Annotated in this window: 19 protein-coding genes; 1 reads left to right on the forward strand and 18 read right to left on the reverse strand. The window is 58.4% G+C overall.

Annotation, left to right across the window (positions count from 1 at the left end; translation table 11 throughout):
• Positions 1–2: 2 nt before the first annotated feature.
• The 16 genes from NE637_RS01210 to fabG all read right to left on the reverse strand — a co-directional run bounded on the left by NE637_RS01210 (position 3) and on the right by fabG (position 13,295).
• Positions 3–275: a phosphopantetheine-binding protein gene (locus NE637_RS01210; protein ID WP_371740758.1), complete on the reverse strand. Its 273-nt coding sequence runs from the start codon at positions 273–275 to the stop codon at positions 3–5.
• Positions 272–1,174, reverse strand: coding sequence for a lysophospholipid acyltransferase family protein (locus NE637_RS01215; RefSeq protein WP_227118358.1), 903 nt, complete (start codon positions 1,172–1,174; stop codon positions 272–274). The genes NE637_RS01210 and NE637_RS01215 overlap by 4 nt, the downstream gene beginning before the upstream one ends.
• A complete protein-coding gene (locus NE637_RS01220) occupies positions 1,164–2,351 on the reverse strand; it encodes a DUF2062 domain-containing protein (RefSeq protein ID WP_227118359.1) in 1,188 nt (395 codons plus the stop codon). Before NE637_RS01220 ends, NE637_RS01215 begins: the two co-directional genes overlap by 11 nt.
• Complete coding sequence (locus tag NE637_RS01225; protein ID WP_227118360.1) at positions 2,339–2,821, reverse strand: acyl-CoA thioesterase; 483 nt, start codon at positions 2,819–2,821, stop codon at positions 2,339–2,341. Before NE637_RS01225 ends, NE637_RS01220 begins: the two co-directional genes overlap by 13 nt.
• On the reverse strand, positions 2,818–3,183 hold the full coding sequence (locus NE637_RS01230) for an ApeI family dehydratase (RefSeq protein WP_227118361.1): 366 nt from the start codon (positions 3,181–3,183) through the stop codon (positions 2,818–2,820). Before NE637_RS01230 ends, NE637_RS01225 begins: the two co-directional genes overlap by 4 nt.
• Complete coding sequence (locus tag NE637_RS01235) at positions 3,180–3,731, reverse strand: hypothetical protein (protein WP_227118362.1); 552 nt, start codon at positions 3,729–3,731, stop codon at positions 3,180–3,182. The genes NE637_RS01230 and NE637_RS01235 overlap by 4 nt, the downstream gene beginning before the upstream one ends.
• Positions 3,728–5,971: an MMPL family transporter gene (locus tag NE637_RS01240; protein ID WP_227118363.1), complete on the reverse strand. Its 2,244-nt coding sequence runs from the start codon at positions 5,969–5,971 to the stop codon at positions 3,728–3,730. Before NE637_RS01240 ends, NE637_RS01235 begins: the two co-directional genes overlap by 4 nt.
• Positions 5,972–6,086: 115 nt before the next feature.
• Positions 6,087–6,815, reverse strand: coding sequence for an outer membrane lipoprotein carrier protein LolA (locus NE637_RS01245; protein ID WP_227118364.1), 729 nt, complete (start codon positions 6,813–6,815; stop codon positions 6,087–6,089).
• Complete coding sequence (locus NE637_RS01250; RefSeq protein WP_227118365.1) at positions 6,815–7,252, reverse strand: hotdog family protein; 438 nt, start codon at positions 7,250–7,252, stop codon at positions 6,815–6,817. The genes NE637_RS01245 and NE637_RS01250 overlap by 1 nt, the downstream gene beginning before the upstream one ends.
• Positions 7,242–7,658: a hypothetical protein gene (locus tag NE637_RS01255; protein WP_227118366.1), complete on the reverse strand. Its 417-nt coding sequence runs from the start codon at positions 7,656–7,658 to the stop codon at positions 7,242–7,244. Before NE637_RS01255 ends, NE637_RS01250 begins: the two co-directional genes overlap by 11 nt.
• 5 nt (positions 7,659–7,663) lie before the next feature.
• Positions 7,664–8,452 (reverse strand): lysophospholipid acyltransferase family protein, encoded by a 789-nt coding sequence (locus tag NE637_RS15845; protein ID WP_367240624.1) that lies wholly within the window; start codon positions 8,450–8,452, stop codon positions 7,664–7,666.
• Entirely contained in the window at positions 8,400–8,669 is a 270-nt protein-coding gene (locus NE637_RS01265) for an acyl carrier protein (RefSeq protein WP_022658786.1), read from the reverse strand. The genes NE637_RS15845 and NE637_RS01265 overlap by 53 nt, the downstream gene beginning before the upstream one ends.
• Complete coding sequence (locus NE637_RS01270; protein WP_227118367.1) at positions 8,666–9,907, reverse strand: beta-ketoacyl-[acyl-carrier-protein] synthase family protein; 1,242 nt, start codon at positions 9,905–9,907, stop codon at positions 8,666–8,668. The genes NE637_RS01265 and NE637_RS01270 overlap by 4 nt, the downstream gene beginning before the upstream one ends.
• Entirely contained in the window at positions 9,889–11,346 is a 1,458-nt protein-coding gene (locus NE637_RS01275; RefSeq protein WP_227118368.1) for a phytoene desaturase family protein, read from the reverse strand. The genes NE637_RS01270 and NE637_RS01275 overlap by 19 nt, the downstream gene beginning before the upstream one ends.
• Complete coding sequence (locus NE637_RS01280) at positions 11,346–12,560, reverse strand: beta-ketoacyl-[acyl-carrier-protein] synthase family protein (RefSeq protein WP_227118369.1); 1,215 nt, start codon at positions 12,558–12,560, stop codon at positions 11,346–11,348. The genes NE637_RS01275 and NE637_RS01280 overlap by 1 nt, the downstream gene beginning before the upstream one ends.
• 6 nt (positions 12,561–12,566) lie before the next feature.
• The gene (fabG, locus tag NE637_RS01285; protein WP_225529807.1) at positions 12,567–13,295 is read right to left on the reverse strand and encodes a 3-oxoacyl-ACP reductase FabG; all 729 of its coding nucleotides are present in this window, start codon (positions 13,293–13,295) and stop codon (positions 12,567–12,569) included.
• Positions 13,296–13,414: 119 nt separating this feature from the next.
• Here fabG and NE637_RS01290 point away from each other — a divergent pair, with 119 nt between their 5' ends.
• Positions 13,415–13,582, forward strand: a complete 168-nt coding sequence (locus NE637_RS01290) for a hypothetical protein (protein ID WP_192111807.1) — start codon at positions 13,415–13,417, stop codon at positions 13,580–13,582.
• Between the two features lie 242 nt (positions 13,583–13,824).
• Here the strand turns inward: NE637_RS01290 and NE637_RS01295 are convergent, their stop codons facing one another.
• Both NE637_RS01295 and NE637_RS01300 read right to left on the reverse strand, forming a co-directional pair.
• Complete coding sequence (locus NE637_RS01295; RefSeq protein WP_227118370.1) at positions 13,825–14,013, reverse strand: hypothetical protein; 189 nt, start codon at positions 14,011–14,013, stop codon at positions 13,825–13,827.
• Positions 13,991–14,758, reverse strand: a complete 768-nt coding sequence (locus NE637_RS01300; protein ID WP_227118371.1) for a hypothetical protein — start codon at positions 14,756–14,758, stop codon at positions 13,991–13,993. Before NE637_RS01300 ends, NE637_RS01295 begins: the two co-directional genes overlap by 23 nt.
• Between the last annotated feature and the right edge of the window lie 29 nt (positions 14,759–14,787).

A 14,787-nucleotide genomic window follows, 5' to 3' on the forward strand; every position in this document is an offset into this window, starting at 1 on the left:
TCTCACGCCTGCGCTTTACGGGCGCAGATAAAGTCTGCAAGGCCGCTCACTGAGGTAAAGGCCTTGCGGGCTTCCTCGGCATCAGCAATGGCTACGCCAAAATGCTTTTCAACCACGACCACAAGCTCCACCGCGTCCAGCGAATCCAGCATCAGGCCGGAATCTCCAAATAGCGGGGCCGAGGAATCAATGTCTTCCACGGTAACGTCTTCGAGGCGCAGACCATCAATAATCGCCGCTTTCAGGGCGGATTCCATTTCGTTTTTTGTCATCATTGCGACCACATATCGTAAAAATTAAAGAACTGGTACGGGTGCCGTTCCACAACAGTCTCCAGAGCTGCGGCAAACTGTTGCGCATACGGCTGAAAAACAGAAACATCGCGGCGCGGCAAACCAGCGGGAACCGCCAGCCGCTCAGCCATAAAAACTCTGGTGATGCCTTTTTCGCGCACGGTGAAGAGCATGAGCAGTTCCGCCCCCGTGATGGAGGTAAGCGCATAGGCGCTGGCAGGAATGCGGATGCTCCCCCCCATGAAGGCTACATCAACGCCCTGCCCCGCCTGACGCGTACCGTGCATCCGGTCGCCCATCAGGCAGACAACTTCGCCGCGCCGTAGCGCTGCGGCGGCCTCGACCATGGAACCCACAGGGTCCGCCGAATCAATGATCTTGAACGGCCTGCCCCTGCCGTGCTGGAAGTAGTGTTTGCCCTGATCCTCGGGATTGTGCAACTGCACCACGTTCACCGGGCGGTCAAACTGCTCAAGCCCCGCAATGCCCACCTGCCAAGCGCCAATGTGGGCTGTCAGCACAATGCAGCCATGCGGGTTGGCCCCTGCCTCGGCAAATCGCTGCCGCACCTGCTGGTCCGTTTCGCAGAAAGGAAATCGCCCGGTCACTCCGGCAATCATCCTGTCCAGCAATACCTGCCCGAAATTCAGATACAGGCGGTAGGCATGCACAAACCTGCCCAAGGCCCCAGCGCGGGGGAAACGGCGGCCAATATAGGCCGCACAACGCTGACGCACATGAGGCAGCATGGCATAATACAACACAACAAAGGCCAGCACCACTCGCGCTGCAAAGAGCATCCGGCAGCGCACCAGAACCTCAAAAAAACCGTACTGAAGCCGGGAGCCAAGTACGGCTGTTATGGGGCGTTTAGTCTGCAAGGCCGCTCCCTTTGCCGCCCCCTTGCGGAATGGACACCATGCCGCGCGCCGCAAGGTAGGCCAGCGCACCCACTATGGCCCCTGCCAGCAGACCAAGCAAAGGGGCAAGAACAAGCGCGCCCGCAAACCAGTCGAGTATGCGCTGGGGAGCTTCATAGCCGAGGGTCTGCACAGAAAATTCCGTCAGCCAGCTACCTTTGCGCAGCCTGTAACCAAGCAAAACCCCAAGGCCCGGCACAAATGGGGGCCACGTGAGCGGGATCATTGCCAGCGCGCAAAGCCTGTTGAGCCGCAACCAGCCGATGCACAACAACAGCAGAATGCTCTGCAAACCCGGCAAGGGCAGTGTGGAAACAGCTATGGCAACCGCCGCCGAGCGCCCCAGCTGCCACGGCGTGGCCCTGTCCGCAAGCAGGCGGCGCAGGGAATCCATAGGGCGCAGCAAGGATATGCTGCCCTGTCCGTCTACGCTGTGTTGGCGAAAGGGCACAGGCACAAGAGCGCGAATGGTCAGCCGCGTGTTCAGCAGAGAAATGCGCACATTGTCCTTGAGCGCCTTGAAGTGAGAAATGCGCTCTTCCCTCGGCGGATAATACACCCGAATGTCAATTTCGCGCACGTCAAATCCGGCCCATGCGGCGCGCACCAGCACTTCAATCTCAAAGGCGTAGCCCGGCTCCGTGAATTTCAGGCAATCCAGCACGCGCAAGGGATAGGCGCGGAAGCCGCTCTGCATGTCGCGCACCCGCTCCCCTGTCTGCACGCGCATCCAGAAGGCGGAAAACGCCCTGCCAAAACGGGATGAGCCCGGCACGTGCGGCACGTTGAAATCGCGGCAGCCCACAATAATTGCGCCGGGGTGCTGCGCAATGGCCTGCAAAAAAAGGGGGATATCCTCCGGGTAGTGCTGCCCATCGGCATCCAGCGTTATCATGTGCGTTGCGCCAAGCCGGGCGGCCTCTGCCGCGCCAGACAACAGGGCCGCACCCTTGCCGCCATTGCGGGGCAGGCGCACAAGCGTGATGGGCAGGCCCTCCAGACTGTCAGCACTGCCGTCTGTGGAGCCGTCGTCCACCACAATGACCGTGCGGCACTGGTTCAGGGCCCGCTGCACCACATCGCGCAGGCTTTCACGGTGGTTGTACACCGGAATGACCACGGCGATTACTGGCGGCATGCGACCTTGCCCTGACACCACTGTGCGCAGAATTCGCGGTAAAAGGCTGGCGGCTCCATGAGAAGGTTGCCGTTCAGATCAAGCATGAGCTGGGTTGTGCTGGCGGTGGTGGTCACAATGCCTTCCGCGTCTTCAATGCGGTATTCAAAATCCAGCACTGCGGCCTCATTCCAGAACAGCTCGGCGTGGATGGTGTATGTCTGGCCGTAGAGCAGCGGATGGTGAAAATCCAGATGAAAGAGCTTGAGCGGCACCACAACGCCATTATCACGAAAATCCAGATAGCTGATGCCATAGGCACGGCCCATGGCCTCCCGGCCATCCTCAAGCCAGCTGGCATAGCGGCCGTGCCACATAAAGCGCACGGCATCCACCTCTTCAAAGCGCACCGTGCGCTGGACGCTGACGCAGAGAGAAGGCACCTCCGGCGCGCTACGGCGGCGGGGGCGTGAAGCGCGGTGCAGGCTCATAGCGCTGCCACCTCCACCTGTATGCGGGCTGCCAGCGTTTCGCCGCTGTGCAGGGTGCATTCCCAGCGCCCCTCACGCCGCCCCTTGCTCAGGGTCAGCAAAATATCCACATCCGGCCCAAGCGGCGCAAGAAATTTGGCCTGCGGCACACATGCCAGATCAACGGATTGCCCTATTGCTTCAAGTGCAACCTGAGCCATGAGCACCTGAACCACAGCGGGCAACACTGGATGCCCCGGGAAATGCCCGGCAAACACCGCACTGTCCGCCGCAAAACAAAAGCTCTGCCGCCACGCGCCCTGCTCGGGCAGATGTTCCAACTGGCTGGCCGCATGCAAGACGGCACGACGCATCACGCTCATAAATGCGAAATCTCCACAAAGTACATATCCATGGTCATTCCGTCCTGCTCACTGTACACGCCATTCAATCCATCCGCTGATGGATTAAACCGAGCCTTCCAGCCTTTGCCCTCAAGGTTCGTCAGCGCCGTATCCTGACCGAGAGCAGGCAATATTCTGTATACGGCCACACCAGCGCGAACAAGCAGGATGGCGGCCTCCCTGCCCATACCTTCCGCCGGGGTGCATTGCATTTTTACAGACTGCGCACCTGTTGCACCCTTTGGCTCACTGTCTGGCGCAACATCCGGGCTGTACGTGCAGACGCCCAGAGTTCTGCCATGTGGCAGAATAAGCGCCAGACTCCCGCCGGATTCAGTCATTTGCACTTCGCCCTGCACAGGCGCGCTTTGCCCGGCAAGGGTCAGCCGCGCGCCAAACTGCGCCACCAGCGAACCGCTCTGCTGGCTTGCCTGAATCGGCGGCAACTGCACCGTACGCTTTTGCGCGCCGCAAGCTGCAAGCAAACCCACAATCAGCAGCAAGCCTATGTAGCGCAGGGCCTTCATGCCTGTTTTCCTTGCGTCCGGCAGAGTCTGGGCAAAAGCCACAAGGCCACAGGAACCTCCACAATCAATCCCCAGAAAATAACTTCACCCATAGCTTTAAGGGCTGGATGTTGCGCAAGGGCCAACAGCCCCATGCCCGTGAACGTGGTGAGCGAAGACACAACAACTGCCCGCTCCACGCCCATCTTCACCCCGCTGACAAGATCATGCGTGACCACAATGCCGTGGTCTGCCGCAAGGCCCAGCACCAGCGGCATTGCCGCCATGCCCGCCAATGTTAGCGGGTGGCTGGTAATGGACATCCACGCAAGTATACATGCAACGGAACACAACGGTGGCAAAGATGCAAGCAAGGTTCGCCGCGCATCGCGAAAGTATAAAAACAGAAGCGCCAGACAGGCCATCCAGGCCAGGGGCACAAGCCGTTTTTCCATACCAAGCTGCTGCAACAGCGTTGTTTCAAGCTCACCCGGGGCCAGCGCCATTGTCTGCGCGGCGAGGGCAGGCTCCAGACGGCTCACATCCGCCTTTTTGCCGGTAAAGAGCAAAAGCCTAGCCGTGTGGTCATCAGCTTGCGGCGCATGCAAAAAGACATCTACCATTTCACCCAGGCCTGCGGCGCGCAGCACTGACGGATCAAATTGCGCCACCGGGCGTTCAAGCAACTGCGCAAAGGGGGCAAAGGCTTCAGCGGTGAATCCGTAACGCTGCGCGACAGAGGACAAAAGCGCCTGAACACGCGGCCCTTCCGCCTTTGCAAAGGCTCCCCACCGTTGCACGTTGGCCTGCGCCTGCTCTGGCGAAGGCCACACATCGGTAAGGGTGCCGATCTTGTTTTCAGGTTCCAGAACGCGCAGGGCCTGCACTACAGCACGGCCATTGGCAAGGGCCGCGTCCGTTGTCGGGCCTTCAACCACGAGGATGTTACTGTCGCGCGATCCCCAGATGTCCTTGAGCTTCTCGCCGTCTTGCTGCAATTGCGCCATATCCGCCCCCATTGTGCGGGGCGAAACATCCACGCGCACAATGGAAAACAAGGCGTAGCACAGCAGCAACAATCCAAAAACACTCGCAAAGACACGCAGAGGCACAGGCTGACGCGGCGCTGCATTTTCCTTACGCACAGGCAGGGGCGGCGTATTGAACCAGGGGCATATGGGGAGCACAACAACGGCCAGCGCAAAGCCTACGCTCAATGTCAGCAGGGCAAACAGGGCCAACTGGCGCACAGCCGGAATGCCTGAAAGCAGCAATACGGCAAAGCCGGAAGCATTGACCAGATACCCCTGAAACAAAGGCGGCGTAATATGTTCCAGCACGTTCTCTGTTGAGTCGCCGCTGCGCAGGGCAAAATGCATATGCACGGCGTAGTCTTCCGCCACGCCAAGTACGGACGCTCCAAAACCCAGGGCCAGCCCGGAGAGTGCTGGCGTGAGCAGGGTCATGCCGCCCAGGGCGAAGCTGGCGGCAAACGCAGGCACCAGCATAAGCCACAGCGCGCCGCGCGAGCGCACGAGCAAGGCGTACACCAGCACAAACCCCAGCATGGAAAAAAAGACGATATTGGTCACATCGCGCTGGATAACCTGCGCGTTGACGGCGCTGTGCCTGTGCCCGCCCACCACAAGGCCCTGCATGTCCGGCGCGAGGTGTTTCTGCATGGCGGCATGGATGGTGTCCATCAACCGAGCGGCGGCGCTGACATCGTGCAGGGAATGGGCTGGTCGCAGCACCAGCAACAGATGTTTGCCGTCCGCGCTCACAGGATAACCCAGCACAGGGTCAGGCATGGCCCCGGCATGCTCTGCTGGCAGGCGTGAAAGCACAAATCGGCGCAAGCTCAGTGGGTCGGCCCGCAGCCAGTCCTGCGCCGGGCCAGCGGCAAGAAGGCTGTTCAGATTGTTGTGAGCCGAGCGCACGGCGGCATCAATCTGCGAGGCATCTGTTGCCTGTTGCAGTTGGGCCAACGTGGCATCATCCATAAAATACGGCAGCAGGGCCATGAGCGCCTGGGCATCGGGCGTGCCCACGGCCCCCACCCTTTCGGCCATATCCGGCGGCAGATCGCCCACGATGGCATCGGCAGCGCCTGCAAGCGCATACTTTCCGCCATGACGCTCTGTGGAAAGATCAATAAACAGCAGGCCAGAAGCCGGGGAAACATCCAGAGCTTTGGCCATGCGGCGCACTTGCGGCGCATCGTCAGGGAAAAAGGCCATACTGCTGGAATCTGGCTGCATCCGGGCGGCCAACAAGGCAAAAACCGCCCAGCACAAGAGAACCAGGCTGAATCCCAGAATCTTGTGTGAGCGTAACCAGCAATGGAGCCTGACAATGAAAGGCTTGCCCATAGGCCTACTGACCATCGCTCCCCGCTGCCTCAAGCACGGCGCAGGGTGCTGGCAAGGCCTCGTTGACCCGTGTTTGCTTAAAGATAATGCGCACCGTGTCGCCATTACGTTCCGTAAAGGTCAACTGGCGTACACTCTTGAGGTCCTCGGCAAAGGTTACTTCAAGCTTTGCAAAAAAAGACTGCCGGAGGGGATACAGTTGCAGCATGGGTTTGTCGGCCTGCGGGCGCTCAAGCCTGTAGGTGGCGCGCAGAGCCGCCGGGTCTATGCTGATCCAGTCCAGAATATTGCGGATAATGGCTGTAATAACACTGGATTCCCGTTCATTGGCAGGGCGCGTTGCTTCCGGCGATCCTTCCCACAATGCGCCCTTCCCATTTTTGTAGACAAAGCCAGAGGCAAGAGGACGGGTATACGCCCAAAGCAGGCTGTCGGCTGGTTGAAAACCATTGGCATCCTTGCTGGTTGCGCGCTCCTGAACACTGGACGCTTGGACGCCCCGGCGCAGGCAAAAATAGCCTTGCGAGGTCATGGGGCGGGCCAAAACGGTCATGGATTTTTCCTGCACAAAATCAGCGCTCAGGCTGGCAATGCCAGCACTTTGCTTTGCGGCAGCATCCAGCAGAGCCTCGGCGCTTGCAAACGGCTGCCCCTGCGCAACCGCAGAGGTAGGCAGCGCGGTAAAAGCCATAATAAACCCAGCCAAAAGCAGCATGCCCGCAGATGAACGCATCAGGCCGTTTCCTCCGGCATAAATATCTTGAACTGCCCGGTGGCCAGCAGCTGTCCCTCTGCATGCACCTCGCCGTCAACAACCGCAATTTCGCCAAGTCTGGCTGAGACGCGCACTAGAACCTCCAGGCACTGCCCCACATGCGCATCGGCATGCACAGTTACATCGCGCAAGGCGGCAAGGTAGCCCCAGCCCGCGCAGACGCCACCGGCTGCAAGCAGGCTGGCCCCGGCCCCGGCGGCAAAACACTGGGCCATAATCTCCGCATAGGCCACGCGCTCAAGCTTGCCGTCAGGCCGCAGAAAGGGATTACCATCCCGCACTGCCGCCGTTGCCCGCGCTTCTTCCGAGCTAAAGCTTTCAAGTCCGCTCAGAAGAAGCATGGGGGCACGGTGCGGCACAATGGCCGTAAGAGACTGCTGCGAATCAGTATTCACTGCTCGCCACATTCCGGCGGATGTTCTGGTCAAGAATGCCTACCCACTTGTTGTAATTGGGGTGGATAACAGCGCTGCCGTCGCTCTTGGCCTTGTATTCCATATTGGTGCTGGCCTTGTAGTTGATGCTGTAATGCGAGGCCGTATAGGGGATGGAGACCACCACAGTGTGCTTGTTGCGCACCATGATTGTGGCTTCAATCGTGTTGGAGGAAGGTTCAGAAACGCGCCAGCCGGTATCAGCGCAGGCTTTGACGATGGCATCGTGCATCTTTTTTTCAGAAATATTCTTGCTGGCTTCGGCCGAGGGGAAGTCATAGGCAAAGGTGCCCACAGGCTGGCCAAAACGGCAGCCAATGGCCGCAAGAGTCATCACCAGCACCGTAAGCAAAAGATATTTTTTCATTACAGTTACTCTCCTGTCGCACACGTTAGATGTTTTACATAAAGGTTTCTGACATGCCGCATCATGGCGCGATGCGGTAAAAGTTCTCCGGCAAAGGCTTGCGGCCATACCGGATCAAGAAACTCCATATGGATGGTAGCAGGATGAAAGCCCTTGGCGCCAGGAGGAAACACCTGGAAGCTGTTGTGAATCAGCAAGGGGAGCACGGGGCGACCGGCCTTTACAGCAACGTGGAAAGCACCAGCCCGAAACTTGCCCAGAGCACCAGTGCGGGTACGGCTGCCCTCGGGGAAAATCACCAGAGTAACCCCATCACGCAGACGTTCAAGACACAAAGCCTCGACCTGTTCTGCGGACAGACTCTCCGCATCAATATATTCCGCGCTGCGCATGGTGGGCGCAAAGAAAAAAAGCAAGCGGAAGGGCCAGCTTTTGGTTATCAGGCACACATTGGCCTGATCCTGCGCCGCAAGCAGGTATATATCCAAAAAAGACTGATGGTTGCACACAACAACCGACCCAGGATACTCCACTGCCATATGTGCGTTGCGAATACGCACCGGCAGCCAGGGCCGCAAAAAAAACAGCGTAGAGCGGCCATAAAGCCAGATGTACCGCCGATTAACCACGCACATGACACCGGGGAAAACCGTGTGCAACGCGGCAATGCACAGAGTTAAAGGCAAAATAATAATTGTCCAGCAAACAAAGATTGCACTTATGGCAATGTTTGACACAATATTACTGTTCCGCCTTGACGGTTCCTTCATCGCGCAAGGCCTCGATGAATGCATAAATGTCCCCTAGTGTCTGAATTTTTACCAGGGACTCTTTGTTTTGCAATTTGAAGTTGAAGGCCTTTTCCAGCACTATGACCATATCTACGATATCAAGGCTATCAAGCCCGAGGTCTTCCTTGATATGCGCTGTAGGAACAAGCTGATCCGGGGACAATTCAAATTCTTCACTCAAGGCCGCGTCAATCGTCTCTCTAATTTTATTATCGTTCATTCTTTCCCAACATTGATTGAATTTTCACTCAACCTATCAAATATGATAGTGCAATTGCAACCGCCAAGCGCAAAACTGTTTTTCAATACCAAACCGCTTGGTTTATGCAGATGTTCGCACATATGATTCAGATTTCCGCATCGGGCATCGGGATTGCGCAAGCCGCGCGTTGGAAAATAGGTGGAGGACTGCAACATTTCTATACACAAAATGCTTTCCAGCGCGCCGCTGGCCGCCATTGTGTGCCCAAGGTGCCCCTTGAAACTGCTCACTGGCACTGATGAGCCAAAAACGGCTTCAATGGCCTGCCCTTCTGCAATATCACCGAATTCGGTAGCGGTGGCGTGGGCGTTAACATAGGCAACATCCTGCGGTTGTACGCCTGCATCGTCCAACGTTCTGCGCATGCAGCCGGCAATGGCAGCCGCGTCGGGCTGGGCGATGCTGCCGGGCGATGAAGATATGGCCGCGCCGCGTATTTCCGCCAGAATGGGCGCATTGCGGGCCTGAGCACTTTCCAGACTCTCCAGCAGCAGGATGCCCGCACCCTCGCCGCAAACAATGCCTGTGCGCTCCGCATCAAAGGGGCGAGAGGCGCAATCCGGGTCTTCTATGTGGGATGCAGCGCCAAGGCGGTCAAAGGTGGCGGAGGTCAACAGGTGGAATTCATCCGCGCCACCGCAGAGCATCATTTCTTCCCGCCCTGCCGCGATAGCCTCGTACCCGAGGCACAGGCTCATGAGGCCAGAGGCGCAGGCGGCAGCAGGTGCAAGCGTGCGGCCTGCGCACCCGCAGGCCAGGGCCACATTGGCGGCAACCGTGTGGCTCATGACCTTGAAAAATACGGTGCTGCGCATGCTCTCCACGCTGTGCTCGCGCAGAAACATCTCAAAAAACTCGTGCAGCATGGTGGGGCTGCCAACCGTTGAGCCAACAGCTACGCCCATGCGCTGTTCGGGCCGGGTACTCAGCCCGGCGCTTGTCAAAGCCTCCCAGGCAGCGAGGCAGGAAAAAATAGACATGGGCGACATGGAACGCCGCAATTCCCGTGGAATACGCTTTTCCTGCAATGGCGGCACCAGCCCGGCCACACGGCACGACAAACCCTCAAGCTTGTATTCCGGCAAGGTGGTCAGCGCGCAACGGTTATCGCGCACACCTTCGTACATGGCTGCCACGCCTTCGCCAAATGGCGAAACCGCGCCCATGCCCGTAACGACTACTCGCTTTCCGCGCATTCCCTGAACTCCTTGAGAGCGTTATCATGACCGAAGGAAAATCCCACGGCCAGGGCAGCGCTGACCATGCCGCCCAGCACACCGGGCAGCAGGATGTTCTGCCCGGCCAGGAACAGCCCCGGCAGGCGTGTGACAGGCAGCATGGGCATAGCGCCAAGGTGGTGCTTCACACCATAAAGGCTGCCAGTAGCGCCGTGAATCCAGCGCCTCATTGTCAGCGGGCTTGCCGCATCCAGGATGCGCCAGCGCCCTGCAAGCTCCGGCAGACGTTTTTCAATGTAGGCCTGCAATCGGGCAGCAGACTCACGCTTCCACGCCACATAGCTTTGGGGGCGCGGATGCGGATCGCCGTTGGGCAAATCCTTGTCATCCATGAGCGCCACGGCCATCACAGCCTTTCTGCCATCCGGCTGCGGTCTGTCGCAAAAAAGGTATATGCTGGGGTGCGCGCTTTCCACACCCTGGAACAGTTCTTCCGCTGAAGGCTCCGGCAGCAGATAGATGCTTTCATTTTCATTCAGGCAGTCGCGTGTTTCTGCAAACAGCAACATGGCGGAACGTGTTTCCGGCAGCTCATTTATGCGGTGCAGGTAGGCCGGACGCATGAGGCCCTTGGGGATCAGCCCCTCAAGCTGCGAGGGATGCCCGGTAAAGAAGCAGCGCTCGCAGACAAGGCGGGAACCGTCACCTAATACCACGCCACGCACGCCTTGCGCCTTGTCCGCCTCTATATCCGCAACGGCAGCGTTGCAACGCACAGTGACCCCAAGCTCGCCGAGGCATCCCAGAAGCGCCTCAACCAGAGCCAGCCCACCACCCTGCCACGAGCCGCTGGACTGAAAATACGGCCCGGCCACAAGGGAATATTCTTCAAGTGAGGATTCTTCGGGCCGCACGCCGTACAAAAGGCACCGGGTGCCGAGCATGGCCCGCAAGTGCGGAGGAAAGCCCGCAGATTCAGCATACTGGGCCACGCTGCCCGCGCTGTGGAGCGCAAAAGACGGCTCTGCTCGCACAGCGGGATTCAGGTAGGGGGAGTGGCCCAGTTCCGTATCCATATGGTGCAGAAAAGCCTTCATGGCTGGCCCTGCGCCGGGAAATTGCCGCTCAACAGCTTCTGTTACCGCCGCTTGCCCTGCCGGAAGCTGAAACACCTGCCCATCGGCGAAGTGGAAGACCTCCGTGCGGCCGGTCGTGATCTGCCGCAAATGCTTTTCTACACCCAACGCCCGCAGCCAGCGGCGCAAAACGCCCCCGGCATGCAGACCGCCGCCGCAGTGAAAGCCCGTATCAAAATACAGGCCTTCGCGCCAAAAACCACGCAGCAACGGGGCAACGCGCGGGCCAGCCTCCAGCACGGCAACATCGTGGCCCTGCCGCGCCAGCAACAAGGCGACAGTCAGGCCGGTAATGCCGCTGCCTGCGACCACGCAGCGCATCAGCCGAGCCTCAAGGCGATACTGGCGTTGCTGCCGCCAAAGCCCGCAGCGTTATTCAGCACGACTCGCGGGGGTTGCTCCAGCCTGCGGACAAGTACGGGAATACCAGCGGTATCTTCGTCCGGCTCTTCATAATTTATGGTAGCAGCCGTAAAGCCCGCCTGCGCCATAATGACGGCATAGGCCACCTGCGATGCGCCAGACATCCACAATTCATGCCCGGTGAGGCTTTTCAGCGCCATGACATCGGGGCAGTCAGCGCCGAAAACGGCCCGCAGATTGGCTGCCTCCGCCGCATCCCCCTGAGGGGTGGATGTGGCATGCGCGTTGACAATATCCACATCAGCAGCGCTCAGCCCGCCTTCCGCCAGAGCCATACGCATGGCGCGCGCAAGCCCTGTGCGGCTGGGAACGGAAAGGGTTTCGCCGTCCGCGCTGCAACCAAAGCCGAGTACTTCTGCCAGAATGCAGGCGTTGCGGCTGCGGGCAATATCGTAATCTTCCAGTAGCAGGGCCGCAGCGCCGCCGCTTGGCACCAGCCCGTCCCTGCCCTTGTCAAAGGGGCGGGACGCCGCCTCCGCAGGCGTGCGCGCAGAAAAAGCCCCCAGACCGTCAAAGGAGCATACAGACGGCCAGTTCACTTCTTGCGCAGCGCCGCAGACGACGCGGTCGAGCCGCCCTAGGCGAATCTGGTCTGCCGCCTGGCCGATGGCATATGCCCCGCTGGCGCAGGCGGCGCTTACCGTCCAGCTTGGGCCGGTATTGCCAAGCAATACGTTGAGATTCATGGTGATGGTGGAATTCATGCAGCGAAAAACATGGCCGCTGCCCATGCCGGAAGTGCAGCCAGCTTCCAGCAAGGCCGCCTGCTGGTCAACTACAGACTGCACTGTGGAATCATTGCCAAAAACAAGGCCGCACCGCTCTGAGCGCAGGTCTTCGGGTGCCAGCCCGCCCTGATCCAGGGCATCCAGTGTTGCCGCATGCGCCTGAATGGCAAAATCCGGCATGCTTTTGCGCTGCTTTCTGTTAAGATGGCGGGCGCAATCAAAACCGTCTATATGCCCTGTAAGCGGGCTGTGAAAGCCATGCTCCAGCCGCTGCGGGTCGGCAACTATGCCCGAAATCCCATTATACAACGCGTTGGCGATCTGCTCGCGGCTAACGCCCAGAACGGATACAAGCCCCACGCCAGTTATGACAACTCGCCGCATCGGGCCTCACATGTACAGTCCGCCGTTAACGGACAGTACCTGCCCGGTAACGTAGGACGATAGGTTGGAACACAAAAATCGCACGCAGCCCGCCACTTCTTCCGGCAAACCCGGTCTGCCAAGGGGCACGCTTTTCATATATTCATCCACTGGCAGCCCGGCCGTCATCTCTGTGCTGATAAAGCCAGGGGCCACGGCATTAACAAGCACGTTGCGCCGCCCAAGCTCGCGTGCAAGGGCGCGTGTTGCTCCAATAAGACCAGCCTTGGCTGCGGAGTAGTTCACCTGCCCCGCCATACCTGCCTGACCCGAGGTGGAAACAATATTTACAACACGCCCGGTGCGCGCCCGCTGCATACGTGGCACAACCTTGCGCGAAACATGAAAAAACCCGTTGAGATGCACGCCGATGACAGAATCCCACTGCTCTTCGGACATAAGGCCAAAGACGGTATCGCGGGCAAAGCCTGCGTTGTTGATCAGGGCAAAGGGCGTTTCCTCCGCCAGCAGTGGATCAAGGGCGGCTTCCACCGCATCTTTGTCCGCCACGTCAAAGGGCAGCAAAACACATTGACGGCCTAGAGCCTCAATGGCATCGCGCACGGCTTCTGCGGCATCGTGGTCGTTGCGGTAGTTCAGCCAGATATCAAAACCATCGGCGGCCAAGCCAAGGGCAATGGCCTTGCCAATTCCCTTGCTTGCGCCCGTTACCAGAGCTATGGGCGAAGTTTGCATTTGCTCCCCTGCTTGCATGTTTGCATGCCTTTATTTATTAAAAAGGCACCAGATTGGACAGCCGCACAATATACAAGAGACTCTTTTAGGACAACTCTCAATTTAGGATGGAATTTATCATGCGGATTCTTGCAACAGCCTTGATTGCGCTTTTTTTCTTTTCCAGCGGATGCAGTTGGGTTGGCAGAACTGCTGGCAAAGCCTCTGCAAAAATTGAAAGAAAGGTTGATGCTGTTCAGCAGGGCTATAATGACGGCTACAAGGGTGAACAGAAAAAAGCAGACTAGTTTGCTATGTTGATTTTGTAGCACCGCACTGCTTGTTGAAGAAAATAATTCAACAAACAAGGTGAGCTGCATGGCTGGCAAGCATAAAGCCCAGATTCTGCGAGGCAACAGAAAACAAATCTGGCCCTGAGTTGAGCGCAGTTTGGGGCACCCTGCCATCTTGAAAAATTCAACGTGGCTTATACGTCCTTAGCAAACATATAAGCCACGCTTTCACTCATCTCCTTAAACTTCAATACTGCCTACTTCCCTGCTGGCACTCTTGTAAGGCTTATCTGCGCCAGTGCGGCATCCAGATCAAGGTTCATGGCAAACTGCAGCCCTTCGCTGCCAAGCACAACGCGCACGGGCTTATCCGCATTTTCCGTACCGCTCACAAACATGGTTTCAAAGGCCTCCCACATGCCGTCAGCGGTTTGGGGGCAGTCCACGGCTTTTCCCTTGGGGGCGAGGGCCGCACCCTGCGCGCCAAATACGCTTGTCTGGCCTCCGGCATCCAGAACCAGAGGCAGCCAACCGTTTTTTTTTCAGTTCTTCAAATATGGCCCCAATGGTTGTATTGGCAAATGGCGCAGACAGGGCAACCGTTTCCAGCCCGCCGCCCTTGCCGTCAAATTGCAGGCCCTTGCCCGCGAGGCTCCACGACTGGTCGGCAAAGCACACGGCATAAGCGCCGGGTTCTTTAAGCCCATCATAGCCGGGCAGGGCAAATTCCTTCCAGCGGGCCACGTCCATTCCCTTGCGCATCAACTGCACCAGCATAAACATGGGCACACCCGCCGGGGCCACATAAGCCTCACCATCTGGCATGGTTATGAGCATGGAGGGATACTTGCGCTTTTCGTTACGGCCTGCGGCATCCATTGCAAACTCGATTTCCCTGGCTGAACCGGGTTCCGGCTCGTGATAATACTGCCAGCCCATGCCGTTTTGCATGGTCACGCCAATGCGCGTGCAATCATGCTCAGGAAACCTAGCCGGACTTACCGTCTTGGATGATTTTTTTGCCAAGCCCTCAACAACAGGCTTTTTATCCCCATTGTTGCCCACGCAAAAAACGGCCTTGATATCAGAGTTCATGCTGTTTTTCAGCACTATCCCGGCCGCAACCCCCGTTGACGGCAGAAAAACCAGCAGGGCCGCCACGCCAGCAACCCATTGCTTCAGCAAGTACATGCGAGACTCCTTGTAGTGCGGTTTGACGA

Origin of the sequence: Desulfovibrio desulfuricans (genome assembly GCF_024460775.1) — a bacterium.
GTDB lineage: Bacteria > Desulfobacterota > Desulfovibrionia > Desulfovibrionales > Desulfovibrionaceae > Desulfovibrio > Desulfovibrio desulfuricans_E.